At 65.6% G+C, this 18,572-nt stretch carries 20 protein-coding genes and 1 tRNA gene; 5 read left to right on the forward strand and 16 right to left on the reverse strand.

Translation table 11 applies throughout. From position 1 onward, the window contains the following. Positions 1-36: 36 nt before the first annotated feature. From ACH2CY_RS15365 to ACH2CY_RS15440, 16 genes are all read right to left on the reverse strand, one after another. On the reverse strand, positions 37-519 hold the full coding sequence (locus ACH2CY_RS15365; protein ID WP_395020171.1) for a response regulator: 483 nt from the start codon (positions 517-519) through the stop codon (positions 37-39). A gap of 30 nt (positions 520-549) precedes the next feature. Further along, complete coding sequence (locus ACH2CY_RS15370; RefSeq protein ID WP_395020172.1) at positions 550-2,862, reverse strand: PAS domain S-box protein; 2,313 nt, start codon at positions 2,860-2,862, stop codon at positions 550-552. A gap of 266 nt (positions 2,863-3,128) precedes the next feature. Further along, the gene (ydiK, locus tag ACH2CY_RS15375) at positions 3,129-4,241 is read right to left on the reverse strand and encodes an AI-2E family transporter YdiK (RefSeq protein ID WP_395020173.1); all 1,113 of its coding nucleotides are present in this window, start codon (positions 4,239-4,241) and stop codon (positions 3,129-3,131) included. A gap of 87 nt (positions 4,242-4,328) precedes the next feature. After that, on the reverse strand, positions 4,329-5,147 hold the full coding sequence (locus tag ACH2CY_RS15380) for an aspartyl/asparaginyl beta-hydroxylase domain-containing protein (RefSeq protein ID WP_395020174.1): 819 nt from the start codon (positions 5,145-5,147) through the stop codon (positions 4,329-4,331). Between the two features lie 110 nt (positions 5,148-5,257). Then, complete coding sequence (locus tag ACH2CY_RS15385) at positions 5,258-6,028, reverse strand: glutamine amidotransferase (protein ID WP_395020175.1); 771 nt, start codon at positions 6,026-6,028, stop codon at positions 5,258-5,260. A gap of 66 nt (positions 6,029-6,094) precedes the next feature. After that, entirely contained in the window at positions 6,095-6,622 is a 528-nt protein-coding gene (locus ACH2CY_RS15390) for a nuclear transport factor 2 family protein (protein WP_395020176.1), read from the reverse strand. Positions 6,623-6,716: 94 nt separating this feature from the next. After that, positions 6,717-7,259: an MOSC domain-containing protein gene (locus ACH2CY_RS15395; RefSeq protein WP_395020177.1), complete on the reverse strand. Its 543-nt coding sequence runs from the start codon at positions 7,257-7,259 to the stop codon at positions 6,717-6,719. Next, on the reverse strand, positions 7,256-8,029 hold the full coding sequence (locus tag ACH2CY_RS15400; protein ID WP_395020178.1) for an MBL fold metallo-hydrolase: 774 nt from the start codon (positions 8,027-8,029) through the stop codon (positions 7,256-7,258). Before ACH2CY_RS15400 ends, ACH2CY_RS15395 begins: the two co-directional genes overlap by 4 nt. After that, on the reverse strand, positions 8,026-8,274 hold the full coding sequence (locus ACH2CY_RS15405) for a hypothetical protein (RefSeq protein ID WP_395020179.1): 249 nt from the start codon (positions 8,272-8,274) through the stop codon (positions 8,026-8,028). The genes ACH2CY_RS15400 and ACH2CY_RS15405 overlap by 4 nt, the downstream gene beginning before the upstream one ends. A gap of 3 nt (positions 8,275-8,277) precedes the next feature. Beyond that, on the reverse strand, positions 8,278-9,069 hold the full coding sequence (locus ACH2CY_RS15410; protein ID WP_395020180.1) for a TatD family hydrolase: 792 nt from the start codon (positions 9,067-9,069) through the stop codon (positions 8,278-8,280). Beyond that, positions 9,066-10,622 (reverse strand): methionine--tRNA ligase, encoded by a 1,557-nt coding sequence (gene metG, locus ACH2CY_RS15415; protein ID WP_395020181.1) that lies wholly within the window; start codon positions 10,620-10,622, stop codon positions 9,066-9,068. Before metG ends, ACH2CY_RS15410 begins: the two co-directional genes overlap by 4 nt. Before the next feature lie 53 nt (positions 10,623-10,675). Continuing rightward, positions 10,676-11,821 (reverse strand): DNA polymerase III subunit delta', encoded by a 1,146-nt coding sequence (locus tag ACH2CY_RS15420; protein ID WP_395020182.1) that lies wholly within the window; start codon positions 11,819-11,821, stop codon positions 10,676-10,678. Further along, on the reverse strand, positions 11,821-12,459 hold the full coding sequence (tmk, locus tag ACH2CY_RS15425; RefSeq protein ID WP_395020183.1) for a dTMP kinase: 639 nt from the start codon (positions 12,457-12,459) through the stop codon (positions 11,821-11,823). The genes ACH2CY_RS15420 and tmk overlap by 1 nt, the downstream gene beginning before the upstream one ends. A 16-nt stretch (positions 12,460-12,475) precedes the next feature. Further along, positions 12,476-13,678, reverse strand: coding sequence for a D-alanyl-D-alanine carboxypeptidase family protein (locus tag ACH2CY_RS15430; RefSeq protein WP_395020184.1), 1,203 nt, complete (start codon positions 13,676-13,678; stop codon positions 12,476-12,478). A gap of 118 nt (positions 13,679-13,796) precedes the next feature. Continuing rightward, on the reverse strand, positions 13,797-14,771 hold the full coding sequence (locus tag ACH2CY_RS15435) for a septal ring lytic transglycosylase RlpA family protein (protein WP_395020185.1): 975 nt from the start codon (positions 14,769-14,771) through the stop codon (positions 13,797-13,799). 156 nt (positions 14,772-14,927) lie between these two features. After that, positions 14,928-15,185 carry a YMGG-like glycine zipper-containing protein gene (locus tag ACH2CY_RS15440; RefSeq protein WP_395020186.1) on the reverse strand — a complete coding sequence of 86 codons (258 nt, stop codon included), beginning with the start codon at positions 15,183-15,185 and terminating at the stop codon, positions 14,928-14,930. Positions 15,186-15,375: 190 nt separating this feature from the next. Here ACH2CY_RS15440 and ACH2CY_RS15445 point away from each other — a divergent pair. From ACH2CY_RS15445 to ACH2CY_RS15465, 5 genes are all read left to right on the forward strand, one after another. Next, positions 15,376-15,465: transfer RNA gene (locus tag ACH2CY_RS15445), tRNA-Ser, on the forward strand. A gap of 210 nt (positions 15,466-15,675) precedes the next feature. Next, complete coding sequence (locus ACH2CY_RS15450; RefSeq protein ID WP_395020270.1) at positions 15,676-16,905, forward strand: tyrosine-type recombinase/integrase; 1,230 nt, start codon at positions 15,676-15,678, stop codon at positions 16,903-16,905. A gap of 433 nt (positions 16,906-17,338) precedes the next feature. After that, a complete protein-coding gene (locus tag ACH2CY_RS15455; protein WP_395020188.1) occupies positions 17,339-17,548 on the forward strand; it encodes a hypothetical protein in 210 nt (69 codons plus the stop codon). A gap of 7 nt (positions 17,549-17,555) precedes the next feature. Further along, positions 17,556-17,972: a hypothetical protein gene (locus tag ACH2CY_RS15460; protein WP_395020189.1), complete on the forward strand. Its 417-nt coding sequence runs from the start codon at positions 17,556-17,558 to the stop codon at positions 17,970-17,972. Beyond that, complete coding sequence (locus ACH2CY_RS15465) at positions 17,969-18,166, forward strand: hypothetical protein (protein ID WP_395020190.1); 198 nt, start codon at positions 17,969-17,971, stop codon at positions 18,164-18,166. Before ACH2CY_RS15460 ends, ACH2CY_RS15465 begins: the two co-directional genes overlap by 4 nt. Positions 18,167-18,572: the final 406 nt, after the last annotated feature.

Consider the following 18,572-nt stretch of genomic DNA (forward strand, 5'->3'; position numbering starts at 1 on the left):
AATGCCCGCCGGAAGGGTGCGGCTACAAGCGTTGGATCAACGCAAATCCGCGTCTAGGTCGGCGAAGCCCTGGCGCACCGCCTCGAGCAGGGCCGGCATCGAATAGGGCTTGCCGAGCCAGCCGAGCGGCTCGGCGGGCGCCGCGCGGCGGCGCACTTCCGGGTCGTGATGCGCGGTCGCGAAGATGCAGCGAATCCCCTGCTTGCGGAACAGCTCCAGGGCCGCCTCGACCCCGTCCATTCTTCCGGCGAGGCGGATATCCATCAGCACCAGCCCCGGTCGGACGGCGGCGGCAATGGCGATCGCTTCCTCGCCCGAGGCCGCGGTGCCGGTCAAAGCAAAGCCGGCTTCGGTCAGCGCGGCTTCGATCTGCATCGCCACCAGAAAATCGTCTTCCACCACCAGGACCGGCGCCTGGATGGTCGCGGGCCTTGCGGCACCCGACCTTTCATCCGGGGCGAAGCGCGGCGCCGGGTTGGTCGACAAGTTCGGCGCCGCGTGGAAGCTGGACAGTCCCATCGATCGGGTTCGTTGCGACACGGCGCACCCCTAGGAGAAATGAATGATGCAGCGCGCCGGATTTCGCGCCGTCTCGAAGCGGCCGCGGAGCTGGCGCGCGAGACCCTGGACCAGCTGCAGGCCGGAGGACCGGCGCACCACCGTTTCCAGCTCGAAGCCGGGGCCCTCATCCTCGACCGTGAGCCTGAATCCTTCGCCCTCGCGCTCCAGCTGCACCAGGATGCGGCCCGGGCGGCTCTTCATGCCATGCTTCACCGCATTGGTGAGCAGCTCGTTGAGGATGAGCGCGAGCGGCATGGCTGAATCGTTCGGCATCCGGCCCACGTCCGACCGGCATTCGATCAGGATATCCGCCGGGAAAGCATGCTGCGAGGTCTTGCAGACCGCGTTCAGGAATTCCTGGCCGTCGAAATGCGTCGCGTCGGTGGTGCCGTAGAGCACGCGCTGGGCCGCCGCCATCGCCGCCAGGCGGTCGCTGGCTTCGCCGAGGACCAGCTTCGCCTCCACGTTCTGCGTGTTCCTGGCTGCGCTCGCCAGCAGCGACTGCAGCATCTGCATGTTGTTCTTGACCCGGTGATTGAGCTCGTTCAGCAGGATGCGCTGCTGCGTCTCCGCCTGCTTTCGCTCGCTGATATCGACCAGCATGTTGATGGCGCCGGTGATCCGGCCCTTCGCATCCCGGAGCGGCGTGGGGTAGGGGATGAACGGCACCCGCGTGCCGTCCGGCCGCTCGGCGACCGCCTCGGCGTCGCGGATCGCCCGGCCTTCCTTCAGCGCCACCGCCATCGGGCACTGGTCGTGCGGCAGCGGCGTGCCGTCGGGCCAATAGAGCTTCCAGGTGACGCACCATTCGTCGCTGCCTATGACCGGGACGCGGCCGGCCAGCTCCACGGCCCTGTCGTTGAAATAGGTGACGCGGCCTTCTGCGTCGGTCGTGTAGATCGCGGCCGGGATCGCCGCCAGCAGGTCTTTCAGCTGCTGCTCGCTGTCGCGCAGGCGCGCCTCGGCTTCCTTCCGCTCGGTGATGTCGCGGGCGATCTTGGAAGCGCCGATGATCCGGCCCCATTCATCGCGAATCGGCGAGATGGTGAGCGATATGTTGATCGGATGGCCGTCCTTGTGCCGGCGGACCGTTTCGAAATGATCGAACCGCTCGCCGGCGCGGATGCGCGCCAGGATCTTCGGCTCCTCGTCCTGGCGGTCCTCGGGGATCAGCACATTCACCGAGCGGCCGATGATCTCCTCCGGCCGGTAGCCGAAGATCCGTTCGGCGCCGCCATTCCAGGTCTGGATGATGCCTTCCAGGCTCTTGCTGATGATCGCGTCGTCGGAGGATTCGACGATCGCCGCCAGGCGCTGGGCGGCGCGCTCCGCCTGCATCCGTTCCAAGCCGAAGCCGAGCTGGCGGGCGAGGGTGACCGCGACGTCGATCTCGGCCTCGCTGAAGGCGTGCGGCGCATCGTAATAGGCCATGAACTTGCCGAGCAGCCGCCGGTTCTGCAGCAGCGGGATGAAGGCGCAGGCGCCGATGCCCTCGGCCGCGATGCTCTGTTTCAGCGCCGCGGGCAAATCGGCCTCAGCGACATCCTCGATCCGCACGGGCTGCGGCTGAGTCTCCCCCGGCGACCAGGGGGAGTGACCCTCGACCGCGCGGCGGTATTCCTCCGAGAGGCCGCGCGCCGCGGCAAAGCGCAGGGTCCCGGCGCGGTCGGCCAGCAGGATGGCGGCCCGATCGCAGCGCAAGGCCCGCAAAATGGCGTCGAGTGCCGCCGCATGCACCTGCTCCGGCGATCGCGCATGCTGTATCGCCTCGGTGAAGGCGAAGAGGGCACTCTGCTCCTCCATCCGCCGGGCCAGCGCCTCTTCCGCCCGCTTGCGGTCGGAAATGTCGAGCTGCACCCGGACGGCGTAGAGGAACTGTCCGGCCGGGTCGAGCACGCTGGTGGAATTGATCGAGGCCCAGAAATAGCTCCCGTCCTTGCGTCGGATCCGCTTTTCCAGGGTGTAGCGGTCGATTTCGCCGGCCACCTGGCGGCGGAACTGGCTGCGGTCGCTCTCCACATCCTCGGGAAAAGTCGTGTCGAAAAGCGAAACGCCGATCAGGTTCTCGGGGCTGAAGCCGGTCAGGTCGCAGAGATGCGCGTTCACCCGCAGGAAGCGCCCTTCGGCATCGATTTCCGCGATCCCAACCTCGGCATGGTCCAGGGTTGAGGTGAGGCGCTGGCTTTTCTGGATTAGAGCGGGTTCGCCGGGACGCTCGGGGCGGGGCAGGCGGACGGTTGTATGCTCCTCCGCAGGCGGCGCCCCGGCTTCCGGCAGGGCGACAATCCCTTCGACATTCATGGCGCATCCCCGTCCAATAGGTGCTGCGCCACAGCGACAAAAATCCAGATCAGAATGGCCGCTCAGGCCCCGGAGGCGCAACAACTCGCTACAGCTCAACCTCTAAAAGCCTGCAAGGTTCCCCGCAGCCAAGAGCCCGGCCAAGGCGAACGGAGGGAACAAGGTTGAGGGAGAGAATTCCGCGCAGATCATAACTTAACGCATTGTAACAGTGCTAAATCTATCATTTATTATTCGCATAATGTATATTATGGAAAATATGATAACTACCGGGCGACCTCATTGGGCACCGGGACCGGCTTTGCCTCGCGCCGCTCGTCTTCGGGCAGCGCAGCTTCGGCCACCCAGGCGTCGAACAAGGTATAGCCGACCGCCAGCACCGTCGGGCCCAGGAACAGGCCGATCAGGCCGAAGGCCACTAGGCCGCCGATCACGCCGACCAGGATCAGCAGCAGCGGCAAGTCCACGCCTTTCTTGATCAGGATCGGGCGGAGGAAGTTGTCCATGAGCATGCATGGGATGGTCAGGGCCAGCAGGATGGTCCCGGTCAGGGTGTCGCCGCTCCAATAGAGCCAGCCGACCGTCGGCAGCATCACCAAAGCCGGCCCGAGCTGCGCCACGCACAACATCAAGATCAGCGCGCTCAGGATCGAGGCATAAGGCACGCCGGTCACCACCAGGGCCAAGGCGCTGCAGGCTGCCTGGATGAAGGCCGTCACCACGACGCCCAGGGCGACGCCGCGGATCGCCTTGCCGCTCAGAACGATGGCATGCCGGCCGCGCTCGCCGGCAAGCCGGGCGCCGAAGCGCATGGCATAGGCCGCGGCCGCCTCGCCGCGCGCGAACAGCACCGCCGAGACCGCCACGGTCAGCAGGAACTGCACCAACAGGCCGCCGAAGCTGCCGACCGCGCCGATGAACCACTGGGTCGCCATCAGGACATAGGGCCGGATCTTGACCACGAGATCCTGGCCGCCGTTATCGACGGCGCCCTGCCAGGCGGCATGCCAGCGGGGGCCGACCAGCGGCAGGCCGGCGAGCCAGTCCGGTGGCGGCGGGATATGGGCATCGGACGCCGATCCCACGATCCGCACGATCTCGCCGGAGTTCTCGACGATGGTGTCTATCGCCAGCCAGATCGGCACCACCAGCACCAACAATAAGGCCAGGGTCATGACGGTGACCGCCCGCCCCCGGCTCCCCAACCGCGCCTGGAGCCGGAGCAGCAGCGGCCAGGTCGCGATCACCAGGGTGGCGCCCCAGGCGATGGCTGGCAGGAAGGGCTGCAGGATCCACAGGCAGAGCGCCAGCAATCCCACGATGAAGACGATCCCCAGCGTGCGTTGCGCCAGGTCGGTGCGCACGGGTTCGACCTGCATGAGTCACCGCCCCCTCGTGTATCAGCGGGAAACGCTAACGCGCCGGGCCAGCTTGCGGATATTGGCCTTTAGGGACTTGGAATGCCGCTAGTTGCGGGCTTCCATCATCTCTTCGGCGGTGGTGACCGCCGCTTCGAGGCGCTCGTCCCAGTTCTTCAGGTTGCGCTCGGCATCCTTGAAATAGGCGGTGCGCTTGATGCCCCAGGTCAGCAGCTTGCCGACCAGCCGGCCCGGCAGATGCATCGGGCGGTCGAAGTCGAAGATCAGGACCACCCGCTCCTCGTCGGTGTCGTTCCAGACCTCATGCGGGAAGAAGTCGTCGAACACCACGCATTTGCCGGTCTCCCAGACCACGATGTCCTGGCCAACCTCCATGCGGCAGCGCTCGCGTTCCTTGGGGATGATCAGGCCGAGATGGGAGCGCAGCACGGTCTTGGTGACGCCGCGGTGCCGGGCGATGTGGTAATGCGGCGACAGGATCGAGAACCAGGCGGATTGCAGGTTCGGGATCTGCTGCAGCAGCTTGGCGGTCTCCGGGCAGCGCTCGCAATTGCGCCGGCTCGGCACGCCGAAGCCATAGAGGATGAAGACCTTCCAGCGGTCAGCCTTGGAGATCTTCTTCTGGTCGCGGGAGATCTGGTGGAACGCCGGCAGGCGCTCGCGATCCTTCAAGAGCTCGGCGAGCTCGGCACGGATCGTGGTCCAGTTCGCCTCGACCGGACCAAGGAACGGATAGAGGTTGCGGTCGTGCACCGGCCGGTCCGGGACCGTGCCCTGGCGCCCGATGAAGTTCGCGACGCCGAGGATGAATTTCCGCCCGGTCTTCTTGACGAAACGCCGGCGCGCCTTGCGCGCGCGCCACAGAAGCGTCTTCTTCCTGCCGTCTCGGGTATAGCCAGCGTCCACGCCTTCACTCCAAACCTCGAGACAGAGCCCCACCCTGTCTGGATTCTTCAAATATGGCCGGTACTTAGCAATGTCCGGGTGGGCATCGTCAAGCTGATCTTAGGACCCGGTCAGCGATCGCCGCAGAGCCAGACCAAAGACTGGGTCCAGAGCCGGGCATAGCCCTTCCATGCGACAAATTCCGGCGGAAGCCAATGCGGCCCGATGTCCGAGGTCCAGGCCAGGGTCCGGCCCTTGCCATGCCGCCCGGCCACCAGCAGCGGCTTGCCGCCATATTCGGCCGAGACCGTCGCCAGCACCTCGGCCTCCGGCTTCGGCACCACCTCGTTGAAGCCCAGCAGCTGCGGCCAGCGCCCGGTGAAGCCCTCGAGGATCGGATGACCCTTCTTGCGGATCGCCGGCGTGAAACCTTCCGGCACCTCGACGCGGTCGTCATAGGGGTGGATCTCGACCGGCAGCACTTCCTCGACCGCCGTGCCGTGATAGCGCGCGGCGCCGTTGATGCCCTGGAAGCTCAGATAGCCGCCGACCATCATCAGGCCGCCGCCGGCCTCGACGTAGGATTTCAGCAGCTTCAGCCGGTTCGGGGTGCGCTTGCTGCGGAGCCAGGTGTCCGGGTGCAGCAGCAAGGTGTTGGCGCCGATATCCGACAGCATGACCGCGTCATAGGCCGAGAGCGCCTCCAGGCTCTGCGGAAACGCCTCCTGGGCCTCGTGCGCCGGCATATAGCGCAGGTTGAACGCACTACCCTTCAGCGCCGCGACCAGGGGCTCGGCGCCGAGATGGAAGGTCACCGAGGAAAACTGGTCGAAACCCTTGTAATGGGTCGCAGCACTTGCCCAGGATTCGCCGGCGAGCAGGATCTTGCGGGACTTTGCCATGGCGGACGGACTCCGAGAGGAAAACCGTCAGCTTCGTAGCATCAAACGCAAGCGAGCGGCAGTTCCCTACTTTCGCTTCTTGGGTTTGCCCTTGGCCTTGCGGGATGGGGGCTTCGCCGCGCGCTTGGGCGCCGCTTTCTTCCTGGCCTTGGGTGCGGCCTGGCGTCGAAGGGATTTCGGCTTGGCCTGCGCCGCGACGACGTCGCGGAGAAATGCCGAATCGAAATACTCGACGAACTCCACGATCTTACCGTCGCGGAAGCGAATGACATCCACCATGTCGAAGGGCATCACGCAGTCGCTGACCAGGCATTTGACTTCGCCGCCGGTCAACGCGACCACGCGATCGCCGTCGGCGATCAGCTCGCGGCAGCGGAACTTCTGCCATTGGAAACGCTTGGCGAGCTTGGTGAGCGATTCCGCAATGTTCTTGTGTCCCGTCCACATGCCGGCAAAGTCGATATCCTCCCGGCGCGCGGCGAAACCGAACCGACCGTCTTCCGCCATGGCCGCAAAGAACGGTGCGCGGTCGCCGCGGCTGTAGCCCTCATAGATCGACTGCATCACTTCGGAATTGCGGTTCCCGCCGGCCATGCTGCTTCCCCCATGTCTGAATTCCCCGCCGGTTGCAATCCTAGCACAACCGAAACGATCTTTCAGTACGGGACGGTTCAGCCTTGGATCCAGATCAGACCGGGGCCAGCGGCAGGTGCGGCTGCGGCGGCAGTTCGACGGTGATGGGATCGCCGGGAACGACCTCCCCGCCTTCCAGCACCACCGACATCACACCGGCCTTGCGCACCAGCCGGCCCTCGGTATCGCGGTCCAGCACCGCGGCTGTCAGGCCATGCTGGAAGCCGTCCAGCTGGCTGCAGGGATTGCGCAAGCCGGTGATGCGGATGACCGCGGTCCGGCCGATGCGGAGCAGCGACCCAGTCGGCAGACCGAGCAGGTCGATGCCGCGGGTGGTGATGTTCTCGCCGATGTCGCCCGGATGGACCTTGAAGCCGGCCGCTGTCAGCTCATCGTGGAGCTCGGCATGGACCAGATGCACCTGGCGGAGATTGGGCTGGGTCGGATCGACCCGGACCCGCGAGCGATGCTTCACCGTCTCGCCGCTATGCGCATCGCCCTCGACGCCCTGCCCCTTCAGGAGCCGGATGCTCATCTCGGTCGATTTGCTGAAGCGGTGGCTCTTGCTGCGGCTGACCGCGGCGACGCTGCCCTTCATATCTCCACGCTCAAGCCGTCATAGCCCGGCTCGACGCCCGGCGGGCATTTCGCCTTCACCGCATCATAGTCGGTCTGGTGGTTAAGATGGGTCAGGATCGCGTGCTTCGGTTTCAGGCGCTCGATCCATTGGATCGCCTTGTCGAAATGCGCATGGGTCATGTGCGGCTCGAAGCGCAGGCAGTCGACAATCCAGAGGTCGAGCCCTGCGAGAATCTCGAAGGCTTCCTCCGGCAGGTCGACCGCATCGGTCGAATAGGCCATGGAGCCGACGCGATAGCCCAAGGTTTTCGAGCCGAAGCCGTGATCCTGGTCGAAGGGCGTCACGGTGAGGCCACAAAGCTCGAACGGTCCCGAGACTGGCTTTGCTTCGAGGAACGGCTTGTAGAGATGGCCCGAGCCGTCGGTGTTCTGGGTGAAGATATAGGCGAAGCGCTCGCTCAAGGTGCGCAAGGTCTCCGCCGCGCCATAGGCCGGGATGCGCTGGCTCTTGTCATAGGAGCGCATGAAGCGCACGTCGTCGATGCCCTGGGTATGGTCGGCGTGGTCGTGGGTGTAGAGGATCGCATCGAGCTTGCCGACATTCGCGTCCAGCATCTGCGCCCGGAAGTCCGGCGAGGTGTCGAGCACGATGTTGGCACCCGCATGCTGCACCAGGACCGAGACCCGGCGCCGCCGGTTCCTCGGGTTGTCCGGGTTGCAGGAGCCCCAGTTGTTGCCGATCAGCGGCACGCCGCCGGAGCCGCCGCAGCCGAGCACGGTGACTTTCATGACTTGGGTTTCACTCCAAGGCGACCGAGCTTGTGCCACGCCGCCTGCAACATGGCGCTGAGCGCGCAAACAGCAACGAAGATCGCGATGAATTGCCCGAGAAAAAACGCCAGCACCGAACGCCAGACAATCGCGCCCGATTGCGTCTCGAAGAGCTCACCTTGATTGTTGTTCTCGAATGCCATCCATAGGGTCAGGGATGCCCAGGCAATTCCAAGAGCGGTGGCGAGGAGAATGCTCTTCATAGGCTAGGCCTGAACCTGCGCCTTCGAGAACAGCCGCTTGAAATTCTCTGTCGTTTTCGCCGCGAAGGCTTCGCCCGACATACCGAACAGCTGTGCGGCGAACTCGGCGGTGTGCTTGACGTAGCTGGGCTCGTTCTTCTTGCCGCGTTTCGGTACGGGTGCCAGGTAGGGCGAATCCGTCTCCACCAGCAGCCGGTCCAAGGGCACGGTCTTGATCACCGCGCGCAGCTCCTCGGCATTCTTGAAGGTCACGATGCCGGAGAGCGAGATGTAGAAGCCGATCTCCAGCGCCGCATCCGCCAGCTTTTGGGTCGAGGTGAAGCAGTGGATGACCCCGGTGAGGCCGCCCTTCCCCGCCCCGATCTTCAGCTCCTCGATCGTGTCGTCGTCGGCGTCGCGGCTGTGCACGATCAGCGGCAGGCCGGAGCGGCGCGCGGCCTCGATATGGGTGGCGAAGACCTGGCGCTGCCGTTCGCGCGGGCTCTTGTCGTAGTAGTAATCGAGCCCGGCCTCGCCGATCCCGACCACCTTGGGGTGCTGGGCCAGTTCCACCAGCCGCTCGGTGTCGACCGCGGGTTCCTCGGCCGCCTCGTGCGGATGGATGCCGACCGAGCAGCTGATCCGGGGATCGCTCTCGGCGATCGCCAGCACCTTGTCGAACTCGGTGACCTTGGTGCAGATGGTGACCAGATGGGCGACGCCGTTGGCCTCGGCGCGCGCCAGCACCTCCGGCACCTGCCCCTGGAAATCCGGAAAATCGAGATGGCAGTGGCTGTCGATCAGCCGAGCACTCATGCCGCCGTCTCTTCGACGAAGCGCGGGAACACCCCTTCCGGCTTCGGCAGATCGGTGCCGCTCGCCAAGGCGTGTTCCGGCCCAAGCGCCGCGAAGCTGCGGTCGTCGTTGTGCACCTCGAGCTGGTCCAGGATCTTCGCGCTGGATTCCGGCATGAAGGGCTGGATCAGCAAGGCCAGATGCCGGATGGTCTCGGCCAGCACATAGAGCACCGTGCCCATCCGCGCCGGATCGGTCTTCTTCAACGCCCAGGGCGCCTGCTCGTCCACATAGCGGTCGGCCTCGGTCACCACCTGCCAGATCGCTTCCAGTGCCTTGTGGAACTGCTGCGAGGCCATCAACGGCCGCACCGCCGCGAGCAGGCCATGCGCCGCGCCGAGCAGCTTTCGGTCGGCCTCGGTCAGCACGCCATGCGACGGCAGCTTGGCCTCGCAGTTCTTGTTGATCATCGACAGCACGCGCTGCGACAGATTGCCGATGCCGTTGGCGAGGTCGCCATTCATCCGCTGCACCATGCCGCGGTGCGAGAAGTCGCCGTCATTGCCGAACGGCACCTCGCGCAGCAGGAAATAGCGCACCTGGTCGCGGCCATAGCGTTGGATCAGCTCATGCGGATCGATCACGTTGCCGAGCGACTTCGAGATCTTCTGGCCTTCGTTGGTCCACCAGCCATGGGCGAAGACGCGCTTCGGCGGCTCGAGGCCGGCCGCCATCAGGAAGGCCGGCCAGTAGACCGCATGGAAGCGGACGATATCCTTGCCGACCATGTGCAGGTCGGCCGGCCAGAACTTGATGTAGTTTTCCTGCTCGGTGTCGGGAAAGCCGACCGCGGTGATATAGTTGGTCAGCGCGTCCAGCCAGACATACATGATGTGGTCGGCGTCGTCGGGCACCGGAACGCCCCATTTGAAGGTGGTGCGCGAGACCGACAAGTCCTTCAGCCCCTGCTTCACGAAGCTGATCACCTCGTTGCGGCGGGAATCCGGGCCGATGAAATCCGGGTTCTTGGCGTAGAAATCCAGCAGCGGCTCGGTCCAGGCGGAGAGCTGGAAGAAGTAGCTCGGCTCCTCGACCCAGGCGACTTCGGCGCCGGAGGCCTTGGCGATCTTCTTGCCGTCCGGACGAGTCTCGAGCTCGTCCTCCTGGTAGAAGGCCTCGTCCCTGACCGCGTACCAGCCGGAATAGGAGCCGAGATAGATCTGGCCCCGCTCTTTCAATCGCCGCCACAGCTCCTGGCAGGATTCGATATGCCGGCGCTCGGTCGTGCGGATGAAGTCGTCGTTGCTGAAGTTCATCGCCTCGGCGAGCAGGCGAAAGCGCTGCGAGACCTCGTCGGTGAAGGCTTGCGGGCTCTTGCCGGCCGCTTCCGCCGATTTCTCGACCTTCTGCCCGTGCTCGTCGGTGCCGGTCAGGAAATGCACGTCATAGCCGTCGAGCCGCATGAACCGCGCCAGGGCATCGCAGGCAAGCGAGGTGTAGGCGTGCCCGATATGCGGTGAATCGTTCACATAGTAGATCGGCGTGGTGACGTAGAAGCTCTTGCGATCGGCCATCGGATTCCTGGGGTTGTAGGAGAGCGGCGAGCTTTCGCTCGCACGGCCCCGGCCTATCCGTCGCCGAGACCACCCGCCTCCACGGTCTGGAGAGCGAGCCAAGCCGTCAGCCAGGCCTGCCGGCGGTCGAGATTGACGCTCAGCACCCGGGCGAACAGCCGCTCGACTTTCTCCCACAGCTCCAGCCAGCGATCAAGCCCGGCCGCCCCAAGCCATTTCCGGGTCAGATCCGCCTCGCCCGGGAAGCGCTCCGGCGCCACATTTCCGCCTAAAGCGGCGTTCCTGAGGAAGCGCGCCCCGATCCATTCCAGCAACTCCGCCGCCTGCTCGAAAGCCAGTTCGCTGCCGCGACCACTGACGCGGTCCGCCAGCTTGTGCAGGGCCGCCGTATCGGTGCGCGGCCATTGCACCAACAGCCCGGCGATCTCGTGGAACAAGCCCACGGCCTCGGTCTCGACCAGGGTCAGGGCATGACCCAGGCTGCCCTCGGCCAGCGCCGCCACCAGGTTGAGATCCTCGCCCTCGAGCTCCGGCGCCCGGGCTTTGAGCTCCGCCGCCATCACCGCCTCCGGCAGCGGCGACAAGGTCAGGCGCCGGCAGCGCGAGCGGATGGTCGGCAGCAGCCGGCCCGGCGCGTGGGAGACCAGGATCAGCACCGTGCGCGGCCGCGGCTCTTCCAGGATCTTCAGCAGCGCGTTCGCGGCGTTGCGGTTGAGATCGTCCGCCGCATCGACAATCAGCACCCGCCAATCGCCCTCGGCCGGGGTCATCCTGAGGAAGTCGATCGCGGCGCGGACGTCCTCGATGACGATCTCGCTGCGGAGCTTGCCCTTATCGTTGAGCGAGCGTCGCAGCAGCCGGAAGTCGGAATGCGCCAGCTCCGCGAGACGGCGAAACACCGGATGCCCGGTTTCCATCTCCAGGCTCGCCGCACGCTTCGGCGCTTCCCCGAACAGGCCGCCGCCCTCTTCCGTCTGCGCCGGCGTCGAGAGCAGAGCGCGCGCCATGCGAAAGGCGAGTGTCGCCTTGCCGACGCCCTTCGGGCCGGTGATCAGCCAGGCATGCGGCATCCGCCCGGATTCCAGTGCGGTCAGGAACCCGAGCTCGGCCGCTTCATGGCCGATCAGCCGCGTCGCGTTGGCTGCCGCGGGCGGCGGCAGGATGCGGGCATCGGCATCGGCGGCGGGCCGGCGCGCCATCAGAGCTGGACGCGGAACCGCTTGGCCACGGCGGCGCGCACTGCCGCGGCGACCTTCTCGATCGGCAGCGTCGCGTCGATGAGCTTGCAGCGCTCCGGTTCCTCTTTGGCGATCGCCAGGAAGCCCGCATGCAGTCGCTCGTGGAAGGCGCGGCCCATGCGTTCGTAGCGCTGGTGCTCGGCGGCCCGGCCGAGGCCGATGTCGACCGGCAGGTCGAGAATGAGCGTGAGGCCCGGCTCGGTCTTGCCGACGATCTGCGAGCGCAATTGCTGCAGCCAGCCGAGATCCTGGGCCTGGCCGTAGCCTTGATACGCGAGCGTTGAATCCGCGAAGCGATCGCAGAGCACCCATTTGCCTTCGTCGAGCGCCGGCCGGATCACCTTGGCGAGATGCTCGGCCCGCGCCGCGAAATGCAGCAGGGCCTCGGCATCGGCCGGCCAGCGCCCGGGCTCGCCCTCGACCAGCAGGCGCCGGATCTCCTCGGCGCCTGCTGCGCCGCCGGGCTCGCGCGTAGTGACCACGGTCTCGCCGGCCTTGCGCAGCGCCTCGGCCAGGAGACGAAGCTGGGTCGACTTGCCGCCGCCCTCGCCGCCTTCGAACGTGACGAATTTCAGCGGCGGGCGCACCGGCGTCGACATCGGCCTCGCGCCCGCGTCAGTTGGTTTGGGTCTGCGGCTGCGGCTGCTGTTCCGCCGGCGGCTGCTCGGCCTGGGCTTGCTCTGGGCCGAAGATCATCTGCTGCAGCATCGCGACCACGCGGCCGCCGAAGCCGAGCTGCGGCACCTCTTGCGCCGCGACCAGCGGTGCCCGGAACTCCGGCATGCCGGGGATGGTCATCACCAGTTCGCCGACCGGCTGGCCGGCGGCGACGGGTGCGGCGACCGGCCCGTCATAGACCGCCTTCACCTGGATCTTGTCGCGCTCGGAAACCGGCAGGGTCACCAGCAGGTCCTGGGCCACGGTCAGCGGCACGGTCTTCTGCTGGCCCATCCAGACATTGGCCTGGGCGAGGATCGTGTCCTTCTTCGCCACCGTGTAGTCGCCGAACGAGCGGAAGGCCCAGTCGAGCAACTGGCCGGTCTCGTCGGCGCGGTCCTGCATCGAGGTCATGCCGTGCACGACCATGAAGATGCGCCGCCCATCGCGAATCGCCGAAGCGGTCAAGCCGAAGCCCGCCTCCTCGGTGTGACCGGTCTTCAGCCCATCGACGCCTGTGCCGGGGCGGTAGAGCAAGGGATTGCGGTTGCCCTGCTTGATCTTGTTGAAGACGAACTCTTTCTCACTGAAGTAGTGATAGAATTCCGGGAAATCGGCGAACAGGCGATTGGCCAGCACGTAGAGATCCTGCGCCGTCATCAGGTGGTTCGGGTCCGGCAGGCCTGATGCATTGACGAAGAAGCTGTTCTTCAGCCCGATCTCGGCGCCCTTCTTGTTCATGCGGTCGGCGAAGGCCTCCTCGCTGCCGGCGAGCCCTTCGGCCACCACCACGCAGGCATCGTTGCCCGACTGCACGATGATGCCGCGGATCAGGTCCTCGACCATGATGTCGCCGTCGATCGGCACGAACATCTTCGAGCCCTGGGTCGACCAGGCCTTCTTGCTGACATGGAAGTTGTCGGTCAGCTTGACGTCGCCGCGCTTCAGGGCATCGAACAGCATGTAGAGCGTCATCAGCTTGCTCATCGACGCCGGATGCAGCTTCTCGGTGCCGGCCTTGTCGTAGAGGACCGAGCCGGTGTTGTAATCGACGATATAAACGTGCAGCGCCTGGACGTTCGGCGGCTCTACGGCCCCGGCGGCGGATGCCGCCAGACTGAACGCCAGAACCAGGCCTGAAGCCAGCCATCGCCGCGACATGAACGTCCCTCGCCGCCAATTCCTGTGAGTCATAAAGGACCATTGCGGCAAAGCAGCGAAGCCGTCAAGCGTCCAGCAATGAATGGAACCCGGCCCCGAAAAGCCGCGCAATCCCGGCCTATTCCACCACGATCCGGGCGTCGGGCTGGCCGGTGCCGATCACCTGCTGCAGCAACGTATCGGCATCCTCGATCTTCGAGATCGGCCCGAGTCGCACGCGATAGAAGGTCTGCGTGCCGACCCGCGCCTGGGTGACCCGGGTCTGGCCGAGCGAGGCGAGCTGCTGGGTCAGCTTCAGCGCATTGCTCTGCTGCAGGAAGGCGCCGGCCTGGATGAAGATATGGGTCGGCTTCACCGGCTGGTACGAGACTGAGCCGTTGAGCGAGGGAATGGTGGCCGCCGCCTGCTGCGCCGACGGCTTCGGCAGGCCGACCACCGAGCTTGAGGCCTGCGGCTGCACGGTCGAGGCCGAGGTCTGCGCCGGGGCCGGGGCCGGGGCCGATTGTCCCGGCGGCAGCTTCTGCGTCACCACGGTCCCGGCCGGTGCGGCCTGCGGCTTCGGCCCGCCCGCCAGCGGCTCCGGCTCGCCGGCATAGGCGAGCTGCGCGCCGCCCACCTTGTTGGCCAGCAGGATGCTGTCCTCTTTCATCACCTGCACCTTGACCCGCGCGGTGCCCTGGCCCTCGAAGCCGAGCAGCTGCGCGCCGCGGCGCGTAAGGTCGATGACCCGGTTGTTCTTGAACGGCCCGCGATCGTTGATCCGGACCTCGATCGAGCGGCCGTTTTCGAGATTGGTGACCCGCACAATGGTCGGCATCGGCAGCGTCTTATGCGCGGCGGTCAGCGCATTCTGGTCGAAGATCTCGCCGTTGGCCGTGCTCTTGCCATGGAAGTCCGGTCCATACCACGAGGCGATGCCGGTCTCGCTGTAGTCGTAGTCGACCTTCGGGTAGTACCAGGCGCCCTCGATCTGATACGGCTTGCCGAGCTTGTAGGGTGGGATGGTGTTCGAGTCTTCGGTCGCGAGCTTCGAGCCGTTGGTGACGAGGGTCGTCTCGGCGCAGCCGGCAAGGCACAGCGCGACGAGTATCATCCGACCCAAATCCAGCGATGCCCTCAGCGCACGCGTCATCCTGATGCTACTCAAATCCCCGAATCTCAAGGCCGTCGCAGGCTAACCAATAGGGTTCGCGGCATCAAACGATTCTGCCGGGCCTGTCCCTAGGACCAAGAGCCGAAGTCGAGGCGGCTACGGCTGCTTCTTCAAGGCATCGACCGCCAGGCCGGTGACGGCACCCGCGCCCGCGCCGATGATGGCGCCCGCCGGGATGCTCAAGCCGCCGGTTACTGCACCCAGACCCGCGCCGGCACCGGCACCGATTGCGGCACCGGTCAGGACGCGCTGCTCGGTGTCACCCATGCCGGCACAGCCCGTCAGCAGCAGCCCGGAAAGCGCCAGGGTGGCCAGACCGAAACGGGCCGAACCCGTGGCAACGCGCAGTGTCATCTTAATCTCCATTAACAGTCGACTCGGGTGAACAACGACTTGGTGTGCAACATAAAGGTCGTGGTTCAAGAAATTCAAGAATCCGATTGATTCAGTTGGATTCACTATGTCGTGAATCACAGGCGCCGCCCTGGGCCAAAACCGGGGTTGGCGCGGCGTGTCCGCTCCTTTAAGGAGTGCGGCGTCCTGGGGATGGGTGGCCGAGTGGTTTAAGGCACCGGTCTTGAAAACCGGCGTGGGTGCAAGCTCACCGTGAGTTCGAATCTCACCCCATCCGCCAAAACCCTATTCGCGGTCAGCCGCGGGGGTTCGCAAAGGCGGCGAGAATGGTCGATTTTCGCGGAAAATGCCATCGTGTGTGTTCGCACTTGTTCGCTACAAACCGCTGTGCGATGATGGGTACATTGTTGGGCAGCTTCTCGGACCCATCATCCGGCAGCTCCCCAAGCGTTCCCGTACCCATCAAACCAGGGCCAGGGGTGCTAATCCGGTGCCAAAGCGCGCAGCAGGGCTGACCGCCCGCAAGGTCGAGACGATCCGCAAAGCAGGCATGTTTGCCGACGGCAACGGTCTCTACCTGCAGGTTACGGCGACCGGCGCGAAGAGCTGGATCTTCCGTTATGCCCTCGCCGGCCGGCGCCGCGACATGGGCCTTGGTGCCGTCGCCGTCCTCCCGCTCGCAGAAGCGCGAGAGAAAGCGATCGAGGCGAAGAAGCAGGTCAGCGCCGGCATCGACCCGATCGATGCCAGGCGCGACGCTGCGGCAGATGCGGAGATCGCCGCGGCGAAGGCGACGACGTTTAAGCAGGCCGCGGAAGCCTATCAGGATGCGAAGCGCCCTGGCTGGAAGAACGCTAAGCACTCCGATCAGTGGTCGAGCACCCTCGAGTCGCACGTTTACCCGACCATCGGCGCGCTGCCGGTAGGCAAGATCGACACCGCGCTGGTGCTGAAGGTGCTTGAGCCGATCTGGGGCACGGTGCCGGAAACCGCGTCGAGAATCCGCGGGCGCATCGAAGCCGTGCTCGACTATGCCAAGGTCCGCGGCGCGCGCTCAGGCGAGAACCCCGCCCGCTGGCGCGGCCATCTGGCAAACGTGCTGCCGGCGCGCGGTGACGTCGCCAAGACTAAGCACCATGCCGCCCTGCCCTATCAGGCTATGCCGGCCTTCTGGCCGCGCCTACAGCTGCACGACGGCATGGCGGCCCGCGCGCTCGAGCTCGCCATCCTCACTGCTACACGCACCGTCGAGGTGATCGGCGCGACATGGTCGGAGATCAATCTAGACCGCGCGCTCTGGACGATCCCGGCAGAGCGCATGAAGGCCGGCGTCGAGCACAAGATCCCACTGAGCGATCCCGCCGTCGCCCTGCTGCGCAAGCTCAATGCGATCAAGACCGGGGACGCCGTGCTAGCTGGCGGCTCGACCGGCGGGCACTTGAGCAACCAGGCTATGCTGATGGTCACGCGGCGCATGAAAATCGATGCGGTACCGCATGGATTCCGCTCGACGTTCCGAACTTGGGCCGCCGAGCAGACCGCTTTTGCCGAAGCGGTCGCCGAGGCCTGTCTCGCTCATGCCGTGAGCGATGCGGTGATCGAGGCCTATCGGCGCAGCGATTTCTTCGAGAAGCGGCGGAAGCTCATTGCGGCCTGGGCCGGGTTCCTCGAAAGCGGCACGGCCGGCGGCAAAGTGGTGACCATGCGGCACGCCTTATAGTCGTCACTTTCTGTCATTGTTCACAAATGGTCGTCATAGGGCTTGACTGTGACTGTCAGTCGGCAGTATCAGCGACACGAAGCTGAAGTACTGCGCCCCGGGTCGAGTCGACGCGGATGCCGTTGTCATCACGCGCAGCCACCCAAGTTCTGTGATATGCCCCCCCGCTTGGCGGAACACGGCCATATCCCTTAAAGCACAATAGCCATCTAGCAAGAACAGATGCGCACTTTGCGGGCATCTGTTTCGCCGCGCCCGCACCAGAAAAAATCGACATTCGACCGTCCCCCCTCCCAACCCCAGAATCCATGCCCGAATCGGCACGATTTTGAAGTGTGGGCGGCATGGGGCGCACGTTCGTGGGCGGCTTCGCGGCTGATCCCCGCCAGCACCGAAAGAGACCCTGCAACAAAACTCTAATGGAGCCGACGCCATGCCGAAGCTGTCCCCCCGTTCGCGGCCAATAGACCCCTGCGCCTGGTCGATAAATGACTGGTGCACCTTGACTGGCCTCGGACGGACCAAGGTGTATCAACTCATCAACATGCGCTCTATTGAAAGCGTGCAGGTGGGTAAAAAGCGGCTGATTGTAACTCCACCGGCCGCGTTCCTGGCGTCGCTGAAGCCGCAGCAAGCCGCGTGAATCTGCCATGGCCGAAATAGAACACCCGCCGCGGCTAGTGCCGGCGGCGGGCGCTGACGGTGATCTATCGTGCCTGGCAGGGCTCACGAAAGATAAGCCGGTCACGGCGACCGATCAAGGGACGGATCGGTTGCTGCAGATTTGCAGCGGCCTGGCGAAGCGGAAGCGTGTTGCGGCCCTGGCAATCCACTTCAAGGTGTCGGAGCGCCTGATCTGGTCATCACTGGAGTTGCAGCGCAGCGGCCGTGAGGACCTGATACGGGCCGTCGAGCGCGGCCAGATGACTGTGCACCAGGCGCTGAAACAGGCGCGCAGCCCACGAAATGCTCGGCCGAGCAAGCCCGCTTTGCCGGCGCTCCGATCAGCTTGGGGCCGGGCCTCTGAGGCCGAGCGCGCGGCGTTCCTTCAGGAGGTTGCGCCGTGACCGGCGATGCCACCAGCCCCCGGCGCGGTGCCGGCGATGGCTCCCCAGCCACCCGGCTCCGTCGGCTGGCGGGACGGGTGCGGCGTCTTGGCGACATCTTCCGAGGCGATCCCGAGCGGCCGCGGCGAGAGCGCGAAGCCATCGAGGGCGAGCTGCTGCGCCTTGCCGCTGAGATTGATGGCGGCGGAGCATGAGCGCGGCTGAGATCGCCGAGGGCCTGAAACTGCGCCGGTCTGGTCGCCAATGGCGGGGCCCCTGTCCGCTGCACGGCGGAACCAAGGCGGCGTTCGCACTCGCTGACGGCGCTGACGGCGGGGTTGTGGTTCATTGCCATGCAGGCTGCGCCGGGCGCGAGATCCTGGTAGAGCTGCGCCGGCGTGGACTCTTGCCACAGCTTGGGGAGGCCGGGGCTGCCCGACCTGGTGACCGTTCCGACCGCGACCGTGTGGCCACAAAGCCACCGGCGCAGCCCCTGGATTGGTCATCGCGGGCGGAACATCTGTGGTGCCAAGGCGAACCGATCGCGGGGACGCCGGTAGAGACTTATCTCCGGGCCCGCTGCTGCGCGCTGCCGCGGTCTGATGAGATTCGATTTCTGCC

It is taken from the genome of Dongia sp. (assembly GCF_041905885.1).
Lineage (GTDB): Bacteria > Pseudomonadota > Alphaproteobacteria > Dongiales > Dongiaceae > Dongia.